The sequence below is a fragment of the Escherichia sp. KS167_9B genome (assembly GCF_030295215.1).
In the GTDB taxonomy this organism is placed as follows: domain Bacteria; phylum Pseudomonadota; class Gammaproteobacteria; order Enterobacterales; family Enterobacteriaceae; genus Escherichia; species Escherichia coli_F.
The window spans coordinates 1-20,978 of the sequence record NZ_AP025754.1 but is presented as its reverse complement, the minus strand read 5'-3'; the positions used below and the strand labels follow the sequence as shown (position 1 = coordinate 20,978).

General features: G+C 49.5%; 18 protein-coding genes, 1 pseudogene and 1 other annotated feature. Of the genes and pseudogenes, 6 read left to right on the top strand and 13 right to left on the bottom strand.

Annotated elements, in window-relative coordinates; all coding sequences use genetic code 11:
• Positions 1–13: 13 nt before the first annotated feature.
• From nhaA to QUE34_RS00080, 4 genes and pseudogenes are all read right to left on the bottom strand, one after another.
• On the bottom strand, positions 14–1,180 hold the full coding sequence (gene nhaA / locus QUE34_RS00095; RefSeq protein WP_000681360.1) for a Na+/H+ antiporter NhaA: 1,167 nt from the start codon (positions 1,178–1,180) through the stop codon (positions 14–16).
• 251 nt (positions 1,181–1,431) lie between these two features.
• A pseudogene (locus tag QUE34_RS00090) lies at positions 1,432–2,408 on the bottom strand (transposase).
• Positions 2,409–2,537: 129 nt separating this feature from the next.
• Positions 2,538–4,031: a sulfatase family protein gene (locus tag QUE34_RS00085; protein WP_103253537.1), complete on the bottom strand. Its 1,494-nt coding sequence runs from the start codon at positions 4,029–4,031 to the stop codon at positions 2,538–2,540.
• 20 nt (positions 4,032–4,051) lie between these two features.
• Positions 4,052–4,789, bottom strand: coding sequence for an outer membrane protein OmpK (locus QUE34_RS00080; protein WP_241957487.1), 738 nt, complete (start codon positions 4,787–4,789; stop codon positions 4,052–4,054).
• 635 nt (positions 4,790–5,424) lie between these two features.
• On the opposite strand from QUE34_RS00080, the gene mokC reads away from it, so the two are divergent.
• The gene (gene mokC, locus QUE34_RS00075) at positions 5,425–5,577 is read left to right on the top strand and encodes a type I toxin-antitoxin system toxin MokC (protein WP_000809168.1); all 153 of its coding nucleotides are present in this window, start codon (positions 5,425–5,427) and stop codon (positions 5,575–5,577) included.
• Between the two features lie 103 nt (positions 5,578–5,680).
• Here mokC and dnaJ read toward each other — a convergent pair whose 3' ends face one another.
• Both dnaJ and dnaK read right to left on the bottom strand, forming a co-directional pair.
• The gene (gene dnaJ, locus QUE34_RS00070) at positions 5,681–6,811 is read right to left on the bottom strand and encodes a molecular chaperone DnaJ (protein ID WP_001118464.1); all 1,131 of its coding nucleotides are present in this window, start codon (positions 6,809–6,811) and stop codon (positions 5,681–5,683) included.
• A gap of 88 nt (positions 6,812–6,899) precedes the next feature.
• Complete coding sequence (gene dnaK, locus QUE34_RS00065) at positions 6,900–8,816, bottom strand: molecular chaperone DnaK (protein ID WP_000516135.1); 1,917 nt, start codon at positions 8,814–8,816, stop codon at positions 6,900–6,902.
• A 377-nt stretch (positions 8,817–9,193) separates the two neighbouring features.
• Here dnaK and QUE34_RS00060 point away from each other — a divergent pair, with 377 nt between their 5' ends.
• From QUE34_RS00060 to satP, 3 genes are all read left to right on the top strand, one after another.
• Positions 9,194–9,598 carry a DUF2541 family protein gene (locus QUE34_RS00060; protein ID WP_103253535.1) on the top strand — a complete coding sequence of 135 codons (405 nt, stop codon included), beginning with the start codon at positions 9,194–9,196 and terminating at the stop codon, positions 9,596–9,598.
• Between the two features lie 25 nt (positions 9,599–9,623).
• Positions 9,624–10,337, top strand: a complete 714-nt coding sequence (gene msyB, locus QUE34_RS00055; RefSeq protein WP_103253534.1) for an acidic protein MsyB — start codon at positions 9,624–9,626, stop codon at positions 10,335–10,337.
• Between the two features lie 148 nt (positions 10,338–10,485).
• A complete protein-coding gene (gene satP, locus QUE34_RS00050; RefSeq protein WP_000528541.1) occupies positions 10,486–11,052 on the top strand; it encodes an acetate uptake transporter in 567 nt (188 codons plus the stop codon).
• Between the two features lie 34 nt (positions 11,053–11,086).
• Here the strand turns inward: satP and mog are convergent, their stop codons facing one another.
• Positions 11,087–11,674 (bottom strand): molybdopterin adenylyltransferase, encoded by a 588-nt coding sequence (mog, locus tag QUE34_RS00045; RefSeq protein WP_001094685.1) that lies wholly within the window; start codon positions 11,672–11,674, stop codon positions 11,087–11,089.
• 114 nt (positions 11,675–11,788) lie between these two features.
• On the bottom strand, positions 11,789–12,742 hold the full coding sequence (gene tal / locus QUE34_RS00040; RefSeq protein WP_000130188.1) for a transaldolase: 954 nt from the start codon (positions 12,740–12,742) through the stop codon (positions 11,789–11,791).
• 278 nt (positions 12,743–13,020) lie between these two features.
• Between tal and QUE34_RS00035 the strand changes: the two genes are divergently transcribed.
• Both QUE34_RS00035 and yaaA read left to right on the top strand, forming a co-directional pair.
• Positions 13,021–14,451 carry an alanine/glycine:cation symporter family protein gene (locus QUE34_RS00035; protein ID WP_001112573.1) on the top strand — a complete coding sequence of 477 codons (1,431 nt, stop codon included), beginning with the start codon at positions 13,021–13,023 and terminating at the stop codon, positions 14,449–14,451.
• Positions 14,452–14,520: 69 nt separating this feature from the next.
• Entirely contained in the window at positions 14,521–15,297 is a 777-nt protein-coding gene (gene yaaA, locus QUE34_RS00030) for a peroxide stress protein YaaA (protein ID WP_000906178.1), read from the top strand.
• Between the two features lie 152 nt (positions 15,298–15,449).
• Here the strand turns inward: yaaA and QUE34_RS00025 are convergent, their stop codons facing one another.
• The 5 genes from QUE34_RS00025 to thrL form a co-directional block, all read right to left on the bottom strand.
• Positions 15,450–15,746, bottom strand: coding sequence for a DUF2502 domain-containing protein (locus QUE34_RS00025; protein ID WP_000738723.1), 297 nt, complete (start codon positions 15,744–15,746; stop codon positions 15,450–15,452).
• Positions 15,747–15,959: 213 nt separating this feature from the next.
• Entirely contained in the window at positions 15,960–17,246 is a 1,287-nt protein-coding gene (gene thrC, locus QUE34_RS00020; RefSeq protein ID WP_103253533.1) for a threonine synthase, read from the bottom strand.
• Positions 17,247–18,179 (bottom strand): homoserine kinase, encoded by a 933-nt coding sequence (gene thrB / locus QUE34_RS00015; protein WP_000241655.1) that lies wholly within the window; start codon positions 18,177–18,179, stop codon positions 17,247–17,249.
• Position 18,180: 1 nt separating this feature from the next.
• Positions 18,181–20,643, bottom strand: a complete 2,463-nt coding sequence (gene thrA / locus QUE34_RS00010) for a bifunctional aspartate kinase/homoserine dehydrogenase I (protein WP_001264706.1) — start codon at positions 20,641–20,643, stop codon at positions 18,181–18,183.
• Positions 20,644–20,668: 25 nt separating this feature from the next.
• Positions 20,669–20,788: a sequence feature (Thr leader region), on the bottom strand.
• Positions 20,724–20,789, bottom strand: a complete 66-nt coding sequence (thrL, locus tag QUE34_RS00005; protein WP_001386572.1) for a thr operon leader peptide — start codon at positions 20,787–20,789, stop codon at positions 20,724–20,726. (Overlaps the previous feature by 65 nt.)
• Positions 20,790–20,978 lie beyond the last annotated feature (189 nt).

Sequence of the window (20,978 nt, the reverse complement as noted above, 5' to 3'; positions counted from 1 at the left end):
GTAAACCGTCCTGTCAAACTGATGGACGCAAACGAACGCGTAACCAGCTGTATCCAATTACCGCCGAAGAGATAGAACCGACCAGGATACCGAGTTTCGCCCAGTTAATCAGTTCTGGATCTACGCTACCAAAGGCCAGGCTGGCAATAAAGATAGACATAGTAAAACCGATACCGCACAGGATCCCCACCGCCATAATTTGCTGATAAGTCGTTCCCTCAGGCAGATGCGCCAGTTTCAAACGCAGCGCCAACCAGCAGAACAGACTAATCCCCAGCGGTTTGCCAATCAGCAAGCCAGCGATGATCCCCAATGGCAGAATGGAGGTCAAGCCATCCAGCGTGACGCCTTGCAGTGAAACGCCAGCATTAGCAAATGCAAACAGCGGTAAAATCAGATACGCCACCCACGGGTGCAACACATGCTCCAATCGCTTCGCTGGAGAACGCCCATGCTTCTCTTTCAAAGGAATAAAGAAGCCGACAATTACCCCCGCCAGGGTTGCGTGAACCCCCGATTTCAACACCGCAGTCCACAACACCACGCCAACCAGAATATAGACACCCGTGCGGCGCACACCACACAGATTCAATACCGCGAGTACCGCAATTGCTACAGCCGCGACGCCAAGAGAGGCCATCGATAAGTCATTAGTGTAGAACAATGCGATGATAATGATGGCCCCAAGATCGTCGATAATAGCCAGAGCCATCAAAAAGATCTTCAGCGCTAACGGAACACGACTTCCCAACAGCGCCAGCACACCAAGTGCAAAGGCAATGTCAGTAGCCGCCGGGATCGCCCACCCTTCGCGGGTAATCGGATCGGCATAGTTAAAGGCCAGATAGAGCAATGCCGGCACAATCATCCCACCAATAGCGGCGATAACTGGAAATGCGGCCTGGCGTAAGCTGGCTAGCGATCCTTGCATCAGTTCACGTTTAACTTCCAAACCAACTAACAGGAAAAATACCGCCATCAGCGCGTCATTTATCCATAACAGCATGTTTTTGTTGATTTCGAGTGAACCAACCCGGAGCTGAACCGGCGTCTCCAGAAAGTCGTGATACCATCCACTGGTTGCGCCGCTATTGGCCATAATCATCGCCAGGATAGCGGCAATGATAAGAATAATGCCTCCCGAGGCATCACTGCTAAAGAATCGATGCAGATGTTTCACTTTTTATTTCTCTTTCAGGTGAATAGATCGTTTTTACTATTTTACCCCGCACAAATCTTCGTTAAAATCAGATTATAGTGTAGGAATAATTCGTTTTTTACGATCCATTGAAGGATTTGCGTCATCAGTGATGAGATGAGTTTTTGACGGCTGTAAGCGCTCACGAGTGACCCTAAGCCCTGATAATCATAGCTTAAGGTGAGGATTTCTGAGGGATTAATTAGGAAAAGTAATAATAAAATCGCACTGTGCTATAGCTGTTTATTCCAGAGATGCTTGAAAATATCTAATGTGGAGACAACATTGGCAGGCGACATTCGGTTTAATGAGGATAGAAAGGGATGAGACTCCAGGAAGTTGATAAAACGAGTCGCGCTTGCTAACGTCGAATACCGCATTTCATTTGCTTTCTTGTTTCCTGTAAGGTTACAAACAGCCATTGAATAATCACGGGCGGAAAATGCACGCCAGACATTATTTCTCACGCCACCACTCAAAAACAACCGCGGCGGCGTATCATAATGAGTCGTTTTCTCGCCGCGTTCTTTCACAAATGAAATATGGCACCGGCCTTGATGAATATGCTGTAAATTAGCCATTAGACAACCGCCTAATATAAAGCACTCGTGATCAAGGTAGTGTTGAATATTTATAGAATATGCTTCAGTCAGTACTCTAACCAGTTCAAAATGGCGATACGCCGGAAGAACAGGTTTCACCAGCATCCCCGGATCGTTTTGATGTAATATCGCCCGACCATAATCAATATCAAATAAAGTATCACGTCGCATAGTAAGTAACTCCTTGCGTTGTACGTGATGCGCCAGTGTACCAGAAGTAATAATTTACGGATATCAGCAAGTGAAGCGCCTTGCTCAATCATCAATGCTAAATGTGTTCTTCGCGGCGTTGTATTTACATGATCCAGAGTGATAAAAGTTCCGGAACAATGATGACAATACATTCTCCTCTGCCCCTGAGCTGAATAGCCATACTTTTTCAGAGATGTGCTTCCGCAAGCTGGACATTGTGAAACCAACCCTCGCCATGAATGATTAACACGATTACGATAAATATTAAGAGATCGTTCAGATATCACAGGAAACAAGTAACCGCATTCTCGACATAAAATATTTTTGCCTTGTGCAATATAATCCTGGCTATTCAACAACCCCAGGTTTTTGCATCCTGGTGTTTTGCAACAATCAACATTTACGTTGGTAAACATATTCACTCCCTGCGAATACCCGGATATTATCGTCATATGTCAAAGAAAAGAACCTGATTCAATGTGTAACATTGAATCAGGCGGGCATAGCCCTAAATGGCATACATTACATTTATTATGATTATCAGGTTAGCCCCAGGTCACTGCTTCTGGTTTATCACCTCTGGCTTTCATTAATGAATCATTATCAATATCGGCTTTATACTTTAAGAAATTACCATACATTTGTTTTTCAATGTCTGGATTTTTACCTATCTGATTAATGGTCTCAAAACGATCGGTTTTGAGGTTGTATAGGTACTTTGGCTTATTGTTACGATCGATGATCATTTTCCAGTCACCATCACGTATCGCCCATTCGTCGGTTGGATCATCCTGGAATGGCATGTCAATTCCGAAGATTAATGGCTTTTCACGTTTTAGCGCCTTGTTCTCAAGGACAGGAACCAACGATTCGCCATCAAAAGTGCGGTCCGTCGGTAATTTGAAGTTCATCATTTTCGCCAGCGTAGGCATCCAGTCCAGACCATAAACGGGAGTATCTGAAACCATTCCCTTTGGAAGATGCTTTCCGTATTTAATAATCGCCGGAACACGGATGCCGCCTTCCCAAAGATTATCCTTGCGACCACGTAATCCATCCGTTTCCCCTGCCAAATTCAGCTCATACACTTTGCGCGCTTCACGCGTTACCGGACCGTTATCACTGGTAAAAATAACGATTGTGTTATCTTCTTCACCCATCGCTTTGATTTTATCCAGCACTTTTCCAACCTGTGCATCCAGATAGCTGATGTTGGCATAATATTCCCCCACACCACGCCAGGGTTTATCCGCCCAGTCGCCATAAAATAAATCAGGATGCTGTTTCTGATAGTCGCTCATATATTGTGAGTACATGTCGAGGTATTTTTTGGGCGAAGCCAGGGGACTGTGCACTTCGGTAAAAGCGACATAAAGGAAGAAAGGCTTACTATCCTTTTTGTTATCCAACCAGTTAACGACTTCCGAACTGACATACTCACCACTCATTTTATCGGCACGAGGTGTGGGTTGCCCGTTACGCAACCAACCCGTCGGATACACCATGCCAAAACGGGGACGCTCCTTCGCATTATCCAGAGTAGCGTCGGTAACAAAACCCGCCGTATTAACCAGTGAGTAATCAAAGCCCATATCTTGTGCTTGTGGCTGATCGGTGCGATCGCCGCCTGCATTCAGATGCAGCTTACCCATCATTGCCGTGTCGTACCCTTGCGCTTTGAGTAGATTAGCAATCGTGAGTTCGTTACGCCCTAAGGCAACATCTTTGCCTGAAGGAATCCATGAGCGAATTCCAGTACGAAATGGCATCCGGCCGGTTAATAGCCCAGCGCGTGAAGGTGAACTTAAAGGGGCGGGGGCATAGTAGTCAGTAAATTTGACCCCTTCCTGGGCAAGCCTGTCGATATTAGGTGTTTTAACGATCTGATGACCATATGTTGCTAAATCGCCATAACCTAAATCATCCGCCATAATAATGACTAAATTAGGTTGTTTAGCCTCTGCGGCTAAGGCAGGACTAAAAGCATTCCCTGTGCAAACTGCAAGGCCGATCAAACTGGCCATTAACGTTTTCTGCATAATTATTCCCTGATAAAAAATTAGAAATCATAACCAAGCATATAAATCATTTGATCGCCAAAGCCATCGTAGCCCAGCTTATTATCGAAATAACGCCACGTCACACTGGCTTTCCAGCGAGGATAGAACTTCCAGACAATAGTTAAACCGCCATTTAATCCGTTCCGGCCAAATTGCTGCTCCGTGTAAGCATCGTTCCTGTCCAGTTCTATTTCATTCCAGTTAGATAAAACAAATTTTTCGTCAAATAACATAAATGGCAATACTGCTGTCCAGCCAACAACATAACCATTCCAACCATTCGTTTGACCATATTTAGCTGATACGTAGTCACCAGATTGATTATGTAATCCAATATACGGTTTAAAAAAGCCCCACTCGCCGTTCCAGCCGAGATAACCGAATCCATAAAACATGTCCAGATCGTCACCCCATGAGTTATCCCATTGGCCATAAATTTTGCCAAAGAATGTCATATCAGAGTCAAAGAGTCTGACATGCGTCATTGCTGAAACCGTATGATTTCTCCCTGCTACAGCATGATTGAGTACATTACTTTCATAAAATGAGTAAAATTCTGCTTCTTTAAAATTTACCCCAAAATCCGCAGTCACTTTCCATACTTCACCACGGTGAGTGTTTACAAATCCACTATTCCAGTCTGCATAACCCGCATTTATTGAACCAAAGGTTCCTTTATATTCTAATGAAGAATATGCAGGAAAATGATAGATAGCTGTTATCAGGGTACACGCAATAAGAAGTCATCTTTTGGCAGACATATATTATGTTCTCCATTCATTGTTTTTATGATTCCATAGGAATTAATACACCAGATAATTCATTTTGATTAAGAACGACTCAGAAAGTATATTTAAAGGTGAATGGCAAAGCGTGATGGAGATCGCAGATTACTTTTACCCCCGGGTGTGGAGGTATCGTGTTTCAAAAAGTGTGTCGATTTTAAATATCACTCATTGATTTATAAACATTTTTCCTCACAAAAAGAAAATTCAATTCTGTACAAGAATATTTTGTATCTTCTATTACTTTCTCCAGTAATAACTCACCATTCAGGCATAACTTAAACCTCTTGTTCATAATCTCAACTTTTGTAAATGAAAACGCACATAAGAGTTAAAATAAACAATGTACTAAAGATTAATTACGCAAAAATGCGAGGCGTCTTCAGGATTAGAATCGATAAAACAGAATGGGTTAAAGAGAGCGATATAATAGCGGCGGGTGCTTGAGGCTGTCTGTCTCAGGCATTAGCTGAACGGCAGATAGAGAAAAGCCCCGAGTGATATTTTACCATCAACCCGAGGCCCCCTATATGCAGAACACATGTAGAGTGCCTCTTACTGACCGTAAGGTCAAGGAGAAGAGAGCAATGAAGCAGCATAAGGCGATGATTGTCGCCCTGATCGTCATCTGTATCACCGCCGTAGTGGCGGCGCTGGTAACGAGAAAAGACCTCTGTGAGGTTCACATCCGAACTGGCCAGACGGAGGTTGCTGTTTTCACGGCTTACGAATCCGAGTAAGAGCAACGGCGGGGAGTGATCCCCGCCACTTTACAGGTGCTCGCATATCTTCAACGCACCCTATTTTTACCCAAGCCTGCCCACAGGCAGGCTTTTGGGGAGGTTAGCGAGTCAGGTCGTCAAAAAACTTCTTCACACCATCAAAGAAGCTCTTTGAACGCGGGCTGTTGTGCTCACCGGTTGGGCCACCGAAGCTTTCCTGCAGCTCTTGCAGCAGCTGTTTCTGCTTCTCGTTCAGACCTACCGGTGTTTCGACGACAACGCGGCACAGCAAGTCACCTTGCGCACCGCCGCGAACAGACTTGACGCCTTTACCGCGCATACGGAACAGCTTACCGGTCTGGGTTTCGCCAGGCACTTTCAGTTTGACGCGACCATCAAGGGTCGGTACTTCGATTTCGCCACCCAGCGCTGCCATAGCGAAGTTGATCGGGACTTCGCAATACAGGTTGTTGCCTTCACGCTCGAAAATCGGGTGCTGTTTAACCTGAACCTGAACGTATAGATCGCCTGCCGGTGCGCCATGCTCGCCCGCTTCACCTTCGCCCGCAAGACGGATGCGGTCTCCAGTGTCCACTCCTGCCGGGATTTTAACGGACAGCGTTTTGCTGCGCTCAACACGACCATGACCATGACATTTGTTGCACGGATCTTTGATCAGCGTACCGCGGCCCTGACAGTGTGGACAGGTCTGCTGTACAGCGAAGAAGCCCTGGCGCATCTGCACCTGACCAGAGCCATGACAGGTCGGACAGGTCTGCGGCTGTGTACCTGGTTTTGCACCGCTACCGTGGCAAACGTCACACTCTTCCAGAGTCGGAATGCGGATCTCTTTGGTCACGCCACGTACAGCTTCTTCGAGGGTGAGCTCCATGTTATAGCGTAAATCAGCACCGCGCGCCGCACGTTGACGACCACGTCCGCCGCCAAAAATATCGCCGAAAACGTCACCAAAAATATCGCTGAAGTCTGCGCCGCCGCCAAAACCGCCGCCGCCCATGCCGCCTTGCTCAAACGCAGCATGACCATACTGATCGTATGCCGCACGTTTTTGCGAGTCGGTCAGAACTTCATAAGCTTCCTTGATCTCTTTAAATTTCGCCTCGGCCTCTTTGTCACCCTGGTTACGGTCCGGGTGGTATTTCATGGCCAGGCGTTTGTAGGCCTTTTTGATTTCACGCTCTTCCGCTGTTTTGGAAACGCCTAAAATCTCGTAATAATCTTGCTTAGCCATCTTTTTTGATTTGCCCCTAGATGAATGCACGGGCGGAGAGGAAATTCCCCTTCGCCCGTGTCAGTATAATTACCCGTTTATAGGGCGATTATTTTTTGTCTTTGACTTCTTCAAATTCAGCGTCGACAACATCGTCATCTTTCGCGTTGTTTGCAGAAGCATCAGCACCGGCAGTCTGCTGCTGGGCATGTTGCTGCTGGGCGATTTCCATCAGTTTCTGGGAAACCTGTGCCAGTTCCTGCATTTTCGCTTCGATAGCGGCTTTGTCTTCACCTTTCAGAGCAGTTTCCAGTGCAGTCAGCGCAGACTCGATAGCAGTTTTGTCGTCAGCCGGCAGTTTGTCGCCTGCTTCTTCAACCTGCTTACGGGTGCTGTGCAGCAGATGGTCGCCCTGGTTGCGAGTCTGTACCAGCTCTTCAAACTTACGGTCAGCTTCGGCGTTAGCTTCTGCGTCGCGTACCATTTTCTGGATTTCATCTTCGTTCAGACCAGAAGAAGCCTTGATGGTGATCTTCTGCTCTTTACCGCTGTTTTTATCTTTCGCGGAAACGTGCAGGATACCGTCAGCATCGATATCGAAGGTAACTTCGATCTGCGGCATACCGCGCGGTGCCGGGTTGATACCATCCAGGTTGAACTGACCCAGAGATTTGTTATCAGCTGCACGTTTACGTTCACCCTGCAGCACGTGGATGGTTACCGCAGACTGGTTGTCTTCAGCGGTAGAGAACACCTGGCTGTGCTTGGTCGGGATAGTGGTGTTTTTCGCGATCAGCGTCGTCATCACACCGCCCATGGTTTCGATACCCAGAGACAGCGGGGTAACGTCCAGCAGCAGTACGTCTTTTACGTCACCAGTCAGAACACCACCCTGAACAGCAGCACCGATGGCTACAGCTTCGTCCGGGTTAACGTCTTTACGCGGCTCTTTACCAAAGAACTCAGCAACTTTCTTCTGAACCATTGGCATACGAGTCTGACCACCAACGAGGATAACGTCGTCGATATCAGATACGGACAGGCCAGCGTCCTGCAGTGCAACTTTCAGCGGCTCAATGGAACGGTTTACCAGGTCTTCAACAAGGCTTTCCAGTTTCGCACGAGTCACTTTGATGTTCATGTGTTTCGGACCGGTCGCGTCTGCAGTGATATACGGCAGGTTAACGTCGGTCTGCTGAGCGGAAGAAAGTTCGATTTTCGCTTTTTCTGCCGCTTCTTTCAGGCGCTGCATTGCCAGCGGATCGTTGCGCAGGTCAATGCCCTGATCTTTCTTGAATTCTTCAACCAGATAGTTAATCAGACGGCTGTCGAAGTCTTCACCACCCAGGTGGGTATCACCGTTGGTTGCCAGAACTTCGAAGGTTTTTTCGCCGTCAACTTCGTCGATTTCGATAATGGAAATATCGAAAGTACCACCACCCAGGTCATAAACCGCGATAGTACGGTTGCCAGTACCTTTGTCCAGACCGTAAGCCAGCGCAGCGGCGGTCGGTTCGTTGATGATACGTTTTACTTCCAGACCAGCGATACGGCCTGCGTCTTTGGTTGCCTGACGCTGAGCATCGTTAAAGTATGCCGGTACGGTAATAACAGCTTCAGTTACCGGTTCGCCCAGGTAATCTTCCGCGGTTTTCTTCATTTTTTTCAGCACTTCAGCAGAAATCTGCGGCGGTGCCATTTTCTGGCCTTTAACTTCGACCCAAGCGTCGCCGTTATCAGCAGCAATAATTTTGAACGGCATGATGGAAACATCACGCTGTACTTCTTCGTCCTGGAAGCGGCGGCCAATCAGGCGTTTAATCGCAAACAGGGTGTTTTGCGGGTTTGTCACTGCCTGACGTTTAGCCGGCTGACCAACCAGAGTTTCACCATCCTGGGTATAGGCAATGATAGAAGGCGTGGTGCGATCGCCTTCGGCGTTCTCCAGTACACGAGGAGTGGTGCCATCCATAATCGCTACACAAGAGTTGGTAGTACCCAGGTCGATACCAATTATTTTACCCATCTAAACGTCTCCACTATATATTCGGTCATCATGTGGTTGTGAGTCTGTAATAGGGGCGAAACGTTTGGTTTCAACAGCCCAATTTCATTTTTTTTGCAGACTCACTCACTGCGGTTGACTACTAAATGGGGTCGTAACCCACGTCATCAAGGGGGAGATGCAAAAATTTTTTGTGCTTTTGCGCAGAAATTTCGCGATATGCCAGAACAAGACACGAAACAGACAGTAATTTCATTCATATAAAGAATGAATCACAACCAAGGCATTCACCAAAAAATTGTAATAAAAAGAAAAGATTACATGACTGAAACTTCTTTTCATCAGCAGTAAACTAGTGGGTATTCTTCCCCCTTCCCCTCCCTACGAAGAGAATCCTTATGAAATCCGTTTTTACGATTTCCGCCAGCCTGGCAATTAGCCTGTTGCTTTGCTGCACAGCGCAGGCAAACGACCATAAAATCCTCGGCGTCATTGCGATGCCGCGTAACGAAACCAACGATCTGGCGCTGAAACTTCCTGTTTGTCGCATTGTTAAACGCATTCAACTTACTGCCGACCATGGCGATTTACAGTTAAGTGGTGCATCGGTTTATTTCAAAGCCGCCCGTAGCGCCAGTCAGAGCCTGAATATTCCTTCAGAAATAAAAGAAGGGCAAACCACTGACTGGATCAACATTAACAGCGATAACGACAATAAACGCTGCGTCTCAAAAATCACCTTTTCCGGCCATACGGTGAACTCATCGGATATGGCCACGCTGAAAATTATCGGCGACGACTAACGCCAGAATATAGAAGCCACAAAAAATGAATGTTAATTACCTGAATGATTCAGATCTGGATTTTCTCCAGCATTGTAGTGAGGAACAATTGGCAAATTTCGCCCGGCTGCTCACCCATAATGAAAAAGGCAAAACTCGCCTCTCCAGCGTACTGATGCGCAACGAACTGTTTAAATCGATGGAAGGACATCCCGAGCAACATCGCCGCAACTGGCAGCTGATTGCCGGAGAATTACAGCATTTTGGTGGCGATAGTATCGCCAACAAACTGCGTGGACACGGTAAATTGTATCGGGCCATTTTGCTCGATGTTTCAAAACGATTGAAGCTGAAAGCCGACAAAGAGATGTCTACGTTTGAAATTGAGCAACAGTTACTGGAACAATTTCTGCGTAATACCTGGAAGAAAATGGACGAGGAACATAAGCAGGAGTTTCTGCACGCGGTCGATGCCAGGGTGAATGAGCTGGAAGAGCTGCTGCCGCTGCTGATGAAAGACAAATTATTGGCAAAAGGCGTGTCGCATTTGCTTTCCAACCAATTGACCCGCATTTTACGCACCCACGCAGCAATGAGCGTACTTGGGCATGGTTTGCTGCGCGGCGCGGGGCTGGGAGGCCCTGTAGGCGCGGCACTAAATGGGGTTAAAGCGGTCAGCGGCAGCGCCTATCGCGTGACGATTCCAGCCGTACTGCAAATCGCCTGCCTGCGTCGGATGGTTAGTGCCACTCAGGTCTGATACCGGAAACCGGGGAAAATTTTCATTTTCCCTTCAAAAGATCGTAGACACTGCCCCACTGGCTGATTATTATGCCGCGCCCTGAAAACACTACAGTTATTCAGGGAAATTATTTCACCATTCATTCGATGATGATTTTTGAGGAATTATGGGCAACACTAAGTTGGCTAATCCGGCACCGCTGGGCCTGATGGGCTTCGGCATGACCACCATTCTGCTTAACCTGCACAACGTGGGTTATTTCGCTCTTGACGGTATTATTCTTGCAATGGGCATTTTCTACGGCGGCATCGCGCAAATTTTTGCTGGTCTGCTGGAGTACAAAAAAGGCAACACTTTCGGTTTAACCGCATTCACCTCTTACGGTTCTTTCTGGCTGACGCTGGTTGCGATTCTGCTGATGCCGAAACTGGGTCTGACCGATGCGCCAAATGCACAGTTCCTTGGTGTATACTTGGGTCTGTGGGGCGTATTTACGCTGTTTATGTTCTTCGGCACGCTGAAAGGCGCACGCGTTCTGCAATTCGTTTTCTTTAGCCTGACCGTGCTGTTTGCCCTGCTGGCGATCGGTAACATTGTCGGTAATGCCGCGATCATCCACTTTGCCGGCTGGATTGGTCTGATCTGCGGTGCCAGCGCAATCTATCTGGCGATGGGTGAAGTACTGAACGAGCAGTTTGGTCGCACCGTTCTGCCGATTGGTGAATCCCACTAATTGTTTTGAGATCCCCCCGCTCGGGGGGATTTTTTTATTCGCTAACTTCGCGTCTTGCACTCTTCGGTCTGAATGCTGCAACTACTTCCGGTGCCGTTTCAACGTATGGCCCTTCCAGCAATTGAATGCAGTACGGTACGCTGGCAAAAATACCGTGTACCACAACGTTACCCTCAGCATCCTTCACCCCTTCCAGCGTCTCTTTAATAGACTTCGGCTGACCGGGTAAGTTAAGGATTAGTGCTTGTTTGCGAATCACGCCCACCTGGCGCGAAAGGATCGCGGTTGGAACAAAATGCAGGCTAATTTGGCGCATCTGTTCACCAAAGCCTGGCATCTCGCGGTCCGCTACTGCCAGCGTCGCATCGGGTGTGACGTCACGACGCGCCGGGCCAGTTCCGCCCGTGGTGAGCACCAGATGGCAACTCATTTCATCCACCAGCTCACACAACGTTTGCTCGATGATCGCCTGCTCGTCGGGGATTAAGCGGGTTTCCAGTTCAAACGGCGTGGTTAGCGCCGATGTCAGCCATTCTTCCAGCGCTGGGATGCCTTTATCCTGATAAACGCCGCTGGATGCGCGATCAGAGATGGAAACTAAGCCAATACGTAAAGTATTCATTAAGATTTTTCCGTTTAAACAGTCTCGTTAAACAGAATGATACACTGCGAAGGGAGTGACAGACAGGCTTCAGAAGAGGTAGCGTGACCGACTTCCCGGTCACGCTAAGAATGATTACAGCAGATCGCCGATCATTTTTTCCAGTTTTTCCTGGTCAACAGCAAACTTACGGATACCTTCTGCCAGTTTATCTACTGCCATTGGATCCTGGTTGTGCTGCCACAGGAACTCGGACTCAGTGATACGCGCCGGACGCGCTTTCACTTCGCCGGTGTAAGACAGTTTACGCTCGACAGCCCCTTCGCTCTCAGCCAGCTCTTTCAGCAGTGCCGGTGCGATGGTCAGACGGTCGCAGCCTGCCAGTTCCAGAATTTCGCCGATGTTACGGAAGCTTGCGCCCATCACCACGGTTTCATAACCGTGCTCTTTGTAGTACTGGTAGATTTCAGATACAGAAACCACGCCCGGATCTTCTGCCGGAGCGTACTCTTTCTTATCAGTATTCGCTTTGTACCAGTCAAGAATACGGCCAACAAATGGCGAGATCAGGAACACGCCTGCTTCCGCACAAGCACGAGCCTGAGCGAAGGAGAACAGCAGGGTCAGGTTACAGTTGATACCTTCTTTTTCCAGCTGTTCTGCAGCACGGATACCCTGCCAGGTAGAAGCCAGTTTGATCAGAATACGATCGTTGCTAATACCTGCATCGTTGTAGAGTTTGATCAGGCGTTTTGCTTTCGCAATTGACGCTTCGGTGTCATAGGAAAGACGCGCATCAACTTCAGTTGAGATACGGCCCGGAACCAGTTTCAGGATTTCCAGACCAATATTTACTGCCAGTTTGTCGGTCGCGTCCACGATTTGCTGCGCGCGATCGTTGCTCTGCTGTTTCGCCCAGGCGACAGCATCATCAATCAACTTACGATATTCCGGAATCTGCGCTGCGTTAAGAATGAGAGAAGGGTTGGTTGTGGCATCCTGCGGTTGATACAGCTTCATTGCCGCGATGTCCCCAGTGTCGGCCACTACGGTGGTGTACTGACGAAGGGAGGTCAATTTGTCCGTCATGATAGTATTTCTCTTTAAACAGCTTGTTAGGGGGATGTAACCGGTCTGCCCTGATGATATCACGACGCAACGTCAGCGCAACCGCCGACAAGACGGTTATCGCCTGGCGAGACTGTTTCGGATTTCTGACACTGCGTTGATATCGCCCGCCATTTTTATACAAAACCTCATGTATGCTACGCAGAAGTTATCAACTACCTCGTAGCGTATATACTTCTTAAACAATTGGTAACGTTTACACAGGAAAGTCATCGCGACCGGCAATAAGAGGGATATGCATGCCAGATTTTTTCTCCTTTATTAACAGCGTCCTTTGGGGATCGGTAATGATTTACCTGCTCTTCGGCGCAGGTTGTTGGTTCACTTTTCGCACCGGATTTGTGCAGTTTCGCTACATCCGCCAGTTTGGCAAAAGTCTTAAAAATAGCATTCATCCACAGCCAGGCGGTTTAACCTCATTTCAGTCATTGTGTACCAGTCTTGCGGCGCGCGTGGGTAGCGGCAACCTGGCTGGCGTTGCGCTGGCTATTACCGCCGGTGGACCAGGTGCCGTCTTCTGGATGTGGGTTGCCGCGTTTATCGGCATGGCGACCTCGTTTGCCGAATGTTCCCTTGCACAACTTTATAAAGAACGTGACGTTAATGGGCAGTTTCGTGGCGGACCGGCATGGTATATGGCGCGCGGGCTGGGGATGCGCTGGATGGGCGTTCTGTTCGCCCTCTTTTTGCTCATCGCCTACGGCATAATTTTCAGCGGAGTTCAGGCGAACGCCGTTGCCCGAGCCCTGAGTTTTTCTTTTGATTTTCCCCCGCTGGTGACAGGCATTATTCTTGCTGTCTTTGCTCTGCTGGCAATCACTCGCGGTCTTCATGGCGTCGCCCGGCTCATGCAGGGGTTTGTCCCGTTGATGGCGATAATCTGGGTACTGACCAGCCTGGTAATTTGCGTAATGAATATCGGGCAACTTCCCCACGTCATTTGGTCTATTTTTGAGAGTGCTTTTGGCTGGCAGGAAGCGGCAGGCGGCGCGGCGGGATATACCTTAAGCCAGGCGATTACTAACGGTTTTCAGCGCAGTATGTTTTCCAATGAGGCGGGAATGGGGTCGACGCCAAACGCGGCAGCGGCAGCTGCGTCCTGGCCTCCGCATCCCGCAGCGCAAGGGATTGTCCAGATGATTGGCATTTTTATCGACACCCTGGTCATCTGTACGGCAAGCGCCATGCTGATATTACTGGCGGGTAACGGCACAACCTACATGCCACTGGAAGGTATTCAGCTTATCCAGAAGGCGATGCGGGTGCTAATGGGTTCCTGGGGTGCGGAGTTTGTTACCCTCGTGGTTATTCTGTTTGCCTTCAGCTCCATCGTTGCCAACTACATTTATGCCGAAAACAATCTCTTCTTCTTACGCCTGAACAACCCTAAAGCGATCTGGTGTCTGCGAATCTGCACCTTCGCAACGGTCATCGGCGGCACCTTGCTAAGTCTTCCGCTGATGTGGCAACTGGCAGATATCATAATGGCCTGCATGGCTATTACCAATTTGACCGCCATATTACTGCTCTCGCCTGTGGTTCATACCATTGCCAGTGATTATCTACGCCAGCGTAAACTCGGCGTGCGCCCGGTGTTTGATCCGTTGCGTTATCCGGATATTGGTCGCCAGCTTTCTCCGGACGCGTGGGATGATGTTTCGCAGGAGTAATCACAACTATCGATCAACTCATTCTCTTTTTTTGCTAAAGTCGGCATAAATTTCCTGCAAGGACTGGATATGCTGATTCTTATTTCACCTGCGAAAACGCTCGATTACCAAAGCCCGTTGCCCACCACGCGCTATACGCTGCCGGAGCTGTTAGACAATTCCCAGCAGTTGATCCATGAAGCGCGGAAACTGACGCCTCCGCAGATTAGCACGCTGATGCGCATCAGCGACAAACTGGCGGGTATCAACGCCGCTCGCTTTCATGACTGGCAGCCAGATTTCACGCCAGAGAATGCCCGACAAGCGATTCTGGCATTTAAAGGTGATGTCTATACTGGCTTGCAGGCCGAAACCTTCAGCGAAGATGATTTCGATTTTGCCCAACAGCATTTGCGAATGCTTTCCGGCTTGTATGGCGTACTGCGCCCGCTCGATTTAATGCAGCCTTATCGTCTGGAAATGGGGATCCGTCTTGAGAATGCCCGAGGGAAAGATCTGTATCAATTCTGGGGAGATATCATCACCAACAAGCTGAACGAGGCGCTCGCAGCACAAGGCGATAATGTGGTGATTAATCTGGCGTCAGATGAGTATTTTAAATCGGTGAAGCCGAAGAAATTGAATGCCGAGATTATCAAGCCAGTGTTCCTCGATGAGAAGAACGGCAAATTTAAGATCATCAGCTTCTACGCTAAGAAAGCACGCGGTCTGATGAGTCGTTTCATTATTGAAAATCGGCTGACCAAACCAGAGCAACTGACTGGTTTTAATAGCGAAGGTTACTTCTTTGATGAAGCTTCCTCCAGCAACGGCGAACTGGTGTTTAAACGCTACGAGCAGCGTTAAGTTTGCAGTAAATGCCGGATGCGGCGTGAACGCCTTATCCGGCCTACAAAAGCATGCAGATTCAATATATTGCAGAATTAACGTAGGCCTGATAAGACGCGCCAGCGTCGCATCAGGCGCTGAATGCCGGATTGTTACCCAGCATTTGTCATTTAGCGGTGATGTTTGCCTGGACCATGACCGCCGTGATGATCATGAGGAGCTTTCTTATGGTGGCGCGGCGGTGGCGGCGGTCCGTGTGGGTGCCAGCGATTGCCTCGCCATTCATAATGTTGTTTCCACCAGCCGTGGTCGCGCCAGTGACCGCCATCCCAGTAATAGCCACGATTATCACGATCGCCTATCTGTAATTTTACTGACGGGACTAACGTAATTTCCGCAGCCTGTGCTGCCATGGGAGCGACCAGAACCAGGGAAAGTGCGAGTACGATAGATTGCATCTTTTTCACAGGTTACTCCTTTTATCATTGCCCGTTATGGGTCGATATCCGGAGATTACGCGATGAGAACGGCGGTTGTTATTCTCCGCAATCCTAATCTCTAAGTTACCGCATTTATTGAGAATTTCTCCTTTTTTCCTGTCGTTTTTCTCCATATTTTCTTCATAAAAAAGCCGGGCTGTATAAAAGCAAACCCGGCCTGATTGAGATAATGAATAGATGTTACTGATGATTCATCATCAATTTACGCAACGCAGCAAAATCGGCGGGCAGATTATGCGAAAGCAAGGGTAAATCAGCACGTTCTGCCAGCTCTTTTGGCAGATCCAATGTTTCACCGAGAATCGCTTCCACGCTCTCTTTAAATTTCGCCGGATGCGCGGTGCCGAGGAACAAGCCATATTCGCCTGGATGCAACTGGTCACGCAGCGCACGATAAGCTACGGCAGCGTGCGGCTCCGAGGTATAGCCCAGTTCTTTTAACTCACGCATTGTCTGTTGCGTGGTTTCATCATCTACGGCTGCATAACCCAGCTCTTTCAGTTGCCAGATTTTGCGGCGGAATAACTCCTCCACACGCGGCCAGTTGTTCGGCTGACTCACGTCCATCGCATTGGATAATGTCGCCTGAGTCGCTTTAGGGGACCACTGCCCGTCGTGCAGGAAACGCGGCACGGTATCGTTCACGTTAGTGGCAGCGATAAAACGCTTCACCGGCAGGCCAAGAGATTTCGCCAGCAGGCCCGCAGTCAAATCGCCGAAGTTACCGCTCGGCACCGAGACAACCAGCTGGTTGCGCGCTTCCTGCGGCAGCTGCGCAACAGCTTCAAAGTAGTAGCAAATCTGCGCCAGCAAACGGCTGATGTTAATGGAGTTAGCAGAGTTTAGCCCCAGCGCCACTTTCAGTTCTTCATCATCAAACGCCTGCTTCACCAGCGCCTGACAGGCATCGAAATCGCCGTCGATGGCAACAGTTTCAATATTGCCGCCCAATGTACAGAACAGTTTTTCTTGCAGTGGACTGATTTTGCCTCGTGGATAGAGGATAACCACTTTCACATTCGGCAAACCGTAGAAAGCATGAGCCACTGCCGCTCCGGTATCACCGGAGGTCGCAGTCAGAATGGTCACTGGCTTATCGCCCGCAATATGGGTCAGCATTTGTGCCATAAAGCGACCGCCGAAATCTTTAAATGCCAGCGTTGGCCCGTGAAACAACTCCAGACAACCGACATCGCTTTCAACATTGGCGACCGGAGCCGGGAAGGCAAACGCCGCGCATACGCGCTCTTCCAGGATTTCCTGCGGGATTTCATCACCAATAAACGCCGAGAGGATCTTCGCACTGCGGGTGACAAAATCCAGCTTCAGCATCTCATCAATTTCAGTCAGGCTGAATTCCGGCAGGTCGTGCGGGAAAAACAGCCCCTGATTTTTGCCCAACCCCTGAGTTACGGCTTGCGCAAAGCTGACCTGTTCGTTGTGATCTTTCAGATTGTAGAGTTTCATTTAGTTTTCCAGTACTCGTGCGCCCGCCGTATCCAGCCGGCAAATATGAACAAAACCTTCCTGATTTTGCAGGTAGTTCTTACCCAACCAGTCGGCAACGCGCTGGGCGGTATCCGGCTTGTCACACAGAGCGAACAAGGTCGGCCCGGATCCGGAGATACCGCTCGCTACCGCGCCGATTTCCGCGACCGCCTGCCGCGCCTGCTTGAAGCCAGGCAGTAAACGTTCACGGTAAGGTTCAGCGATAACATCTTTCATCAACTTCGCGGCAAGCTCAGGTTGACGGGAATAGCAGGCGTGAATGAAGCCTGCCAGATGTCGCCCGTGCGCAATGCAATCCTGGCGGCGATACTGTGCCGGTAAAATCGCCCGGGCTTCTGCCGTCGAGACTTTAATCCCCGGATATGCCAGCACCCACAGCCACTCATCAAACCCCGGCACTTGCTGGCTGATGATGTCGTTTTCTTCGATCATCAACTGCATACCACCAAGAAAACACGGTGCCACGTTGTCGTAATGAATGCTGCCGGAGATACGCCCTTCCAGCTCGCCCATCAAAGCCAGCAAACGAGTGTCATTAAGCGGCTTGCCGCAGTGTTCATTCATCGCCATCAGCGCCGCGACCACCGAACAGGCACTGGAGCCTAAGCCCGAGCCGATCGGCATATTCTTTTCCAGCGTCATTGCCACTGGAATTTGCTTGCCCAGCTCCTGGCAAAAACGCTCCCAGCACTGATAAACGATATTTTCCCGTGGTTCTGACGGCAGCTTATCGGCAAAGCGTCCAAGGTTGTTGAGACTGAATGTCTCTGCCGCCTCAACCGTGACTACATCTCCGAGCAATGCACCATCAACGGGTGTCACCGCCGCCCCGAGCACATCAAACCCGACGCTCATATTGGCACTGGAAGCCGGGGCATAAACTTTAACCATGTCAGACTCCTAACTTCCATGAGAGGGTACGTAGCAGATCGGCAAAGACACCAGCAGCTGTAACGTCATTGCCCGCGCCATATCCGCGCAGAACCAACGGCAGCGGCTGATAATAGTGGCTATAGAAGGCCAGGGCGTTTTCGCCATTTTTCACTTTGAACAGCGGATCATTGCCATCCACTTCGGCAATCTTCACGCGGCAGATGCCATCTTCATCAATATTGCCAACATAGCGCAAAACTTTGCCCTCATCACGAGCCTTCGCCACGCGTGCGGCAAAGAGATCGTCGAGCTGTGACAGATTCGCCATAAAAGCTGCAACATCACCCTCTGCGTTAAACTCTGCGGGCAGCACAGGTTCAATTTCAATATCCGCCAGTTCCAGTTCACGTCCCGTTTCACGGGCGAGAATCAATAGCTTACGCGCCACATCCATACCAGAAAGATCATCTCGCGGGTCCGGTTCGGTATAACCCATTTCCCGCGCCAGCGTGGTCGCCTCGGAGAAACTCATGCCTTCGTCTAACTTGCCGAAGATATAAGAAAGCGAACCGGAAAGAATGCCGGAGAACTTCATTAATTCATCACCTGCGTTGAGCAGATTTTGCAGGTTCTCAATAACCGGTAATCCAGCCCCAACGTTAGTGTCATAGAGGAATTTACGCCGCGATTTTTCCGCCGCATAACGCAACTGATGGTAGTAATCCATCGACGAGGTGTTGGCCTTTTTGTTTGGCGTAACCACGTGGAAACCTTCGCGCAGGAAGTCAGCATACTGATCCGCCACCGCCTGGCTGGAGGTACAGTCGACAATCACCGGATTCAGCAAATGATATTCTTTCACCAGGCGAATTAAGCGCCCGAGGTTAAACGGCTCTTTGGCTTGCGCCAGTTCTTCCTGCCAGTTCTCCAGATTAAGGCCATGCACATTGGTGAGCAGAGCCTTTGAGTTGGCAACGCCGCAGACACGTAAGTCGATATGTTTATTCTTCAGCCAGCTTTGCTGGCGCTTCAGTTGCTCCAGCAGCGCACCGCCAACACCACCGACGCCAATCACAAACACTTCGATAACCTGATCGGTATTGAACAGCATCTGGTGGGTAACGCGCACGCCAGTGGTCGCATCATCGTTATTTACCACGACAGAGATTGAGCGTTCAGAAGATCCCTGAGCAATGGCGACAATGTTGATATTGGCGCGGGCCAGCGCGGCAAAGAATTTCGCCGAGATCCCACGCAAGGTGCGCATACCATCACCTACCACCGAGATAATGGCTAGCCGTTCCGTCACCGCCAGCGGCTCCAGCAAGCCTTCCTTCAGTTCAAGATAGAACTCTTCCTGCATCGCCCGTTCAGCTCGCACACAGTCGCTTTGTGGAACGCAGAAACTGATACTGTATTCAGAAGACGATTGCGTAATCAGCACCACTGAAATGCGAGCGCGTGACATCGCTGCAAAGACGCGCGCCGCCATGCCGACCATCCCTTTCATTCCCGGACCGGAAACGCTAAACATTGCCATGTTATTCAGATTGGAAATGCCCTTGACTGGTAATTCGTCTTCATCACGGCTGGCGCCAATGAGCGTACCTGGTGCTTGAGGATTTCCGGTGTTTTTAATCAGGCAAGGGATTTGGAACTGGGCGATGGGGGTAATGGTGCGGGGGTGAAGAACTTTAGCGCCGAAGTAGGAAAGCTCCATCGCTTCCTGGTAGGACATCGACTTCAACAACCTCGCATCGGGCACCTGACGCGGGTCGCAGGTATAGACCCCGTCAACGTCCGTCCAGATCTCGCAACAATCGGCGCGTAAACAGGCAGCCAGTACCGCGGCGGAGTAGTCGGAACCGTTACGTCCAAGCACCACCAGTTCGCCTTTTTCATTACCGGCGGTGAAACCTGCCATCAGCACCATGTGGTCAGCCGGAATGCGGCTTGCCGCAATACGGCGGGTGGACTCAGCAATATCGACGGTAGATTCGAGGTAATGACCGACTGCCAGCAGTTTTTCGACCGGATCGATTACGGTAACGTTGTGACCACGCGCTTCTAACACGCCGGCCATAATGGCGATCGACATTTTCTCGCCACGGCAAATCAGTGCCGCGTTGATGCTATCCGGGCACTGCCCTAACAAACTAATACCATGCAGGACATGTTTAATTTGGGCAAATTCCTGGTCGACGAAAGTTTTCAGCTGCGCCAGCGGGAATCCCGGCTGAGCGGCGGCGAGTCCCGTCAGAAGTTCGGCAAAAATACGTTCGGCATCGCTGATATTGGGTAAAGCATCCTGGCCGCTAATGGTTTTTTCAATCATCGCCACCAGGTGGTTGGTGATTTTGGCGGGGGCAGAGAGGACGGTGGCCACCTGCCCCTGCCTGGCATTGCTTTCCAGAATATCGGCAACCCGCAGAAAACGTTCTGCATTTGCCACTGATGTACCGCCGAACTTCAACACTCGCATGGTTGTTACCTCGTTACCTTTGGTCGAAAAAAAAGCCCGCACTGTCAGGTGCGGGCTTTTTTCTGTGTTTCCTGTACGCGTCAGCCCGCACCGTTACCTGTGGTAATGGTGATGGTGGTGGTAATGGTGGTGCTAATGCGTTTCATGGATGTTGTGTACTCTGTAATTTTTATCTGTCTGTGCGCTATGCCTATATTGGTTAAAGTATTTAGTGACCTAAGTCAATAAAATTTTAATTTACTCACGGCAGGTAACCAGTTCAGAAGCTGCTGTCAGAGACACTTTTTTTAATCCACACAGAGACATATTGCCCGTTGCAGTCAGAATGAAAAGCT

Coding starts and splice junctions, on each gene's coding strand:
- QUE34_RS00085 (WP_103253537.1), bottom strand. CDS start 4,031: ATGCAGAAAACGTTAATGGCCAGTTTGATCGGCCTTGCAGTTTGCACA.
- mokC (WP_000809168.1), top strand. CDS start 5,425: ATGAAGCAGCATAAGGCGATGATTGTCGCCCTGATCGTCATCTGTATC.
- dnaJ (WP_001118464.1), bottom strand. CDS start 6,811: ATGGCTAAGCAAGATTATTACGAGATTTTAGGCGTTTCCAAAACAGCG.
- dnaK (WP_000516135.1), bottom strand. CDS start 8,816: ATGGGTAAAATAATTGGTATCGACCTGGGTACTACCAACTCTTGTGTA.
- QUE34_RS00060 (WP_103253535.1), top strand. CDS start 9,194: ATGAAATCCGTTTTTACGATTTCCGCCAGCCTGGCAATTAGCCTGTTG.
- msyB (WP_103253534.1), top strand. CDS start 9,624: ATGAATGTTAATTACCTGAATGATTCAGATCTGGATTTTCTCCAGCAT.
- satP (WP_000528541.1), top strand. CDS start 10,486: ATGGGCAACACTAAGTTGGCTAATCCGGCACCGCTGGGCCTGATGGGC.
- mog (WP_001094685.1), bottom strand. CDS start 11,674: ATGAATACTTTACGTATTGGCTTAGTTTCCATCTCTGATCGCGCATCC.
- tal (WP_000130188.1), bottom strand. CDS start 12,742: ATGACGGACAAATTGACCTCCCTTCGTCAGTACACCACCGTAGTGGCC.
- QUE34_RS00035 (WP_001112573.1), top strand. CDS start 13,021: ATGCCAGATTTTTTCTCCTTTATTAACAGCGTCCTTTGGGGATCGGTA.
- yaaA (WP_000906178.1), top strand. CDS start 14,521: ATGCTGATTCTTATTTCACCTGCGAAAACGCTCGATTACCAAAGCCCG.
- thrC (WP_103253533.1), bottom strand. CDS start 17,246: ATGAAACTCTACAATCTGAAAGATCACAACGAACAGGTCAGCTTTGCG.
- thrB (WP_000241655.1), bottom strand. CDS start 18,179: ATGGTTAAAGTTTATGCCCCGGCTTCCAGTGCCAATATGAGCGTCGGG.
- thrA (WP_001264706.1), bottom strand. CDS start 20,643: ATGCGAGTGTTGAAGTTCGGCGGTACATCAGTGGCAAATGCAGAACGT.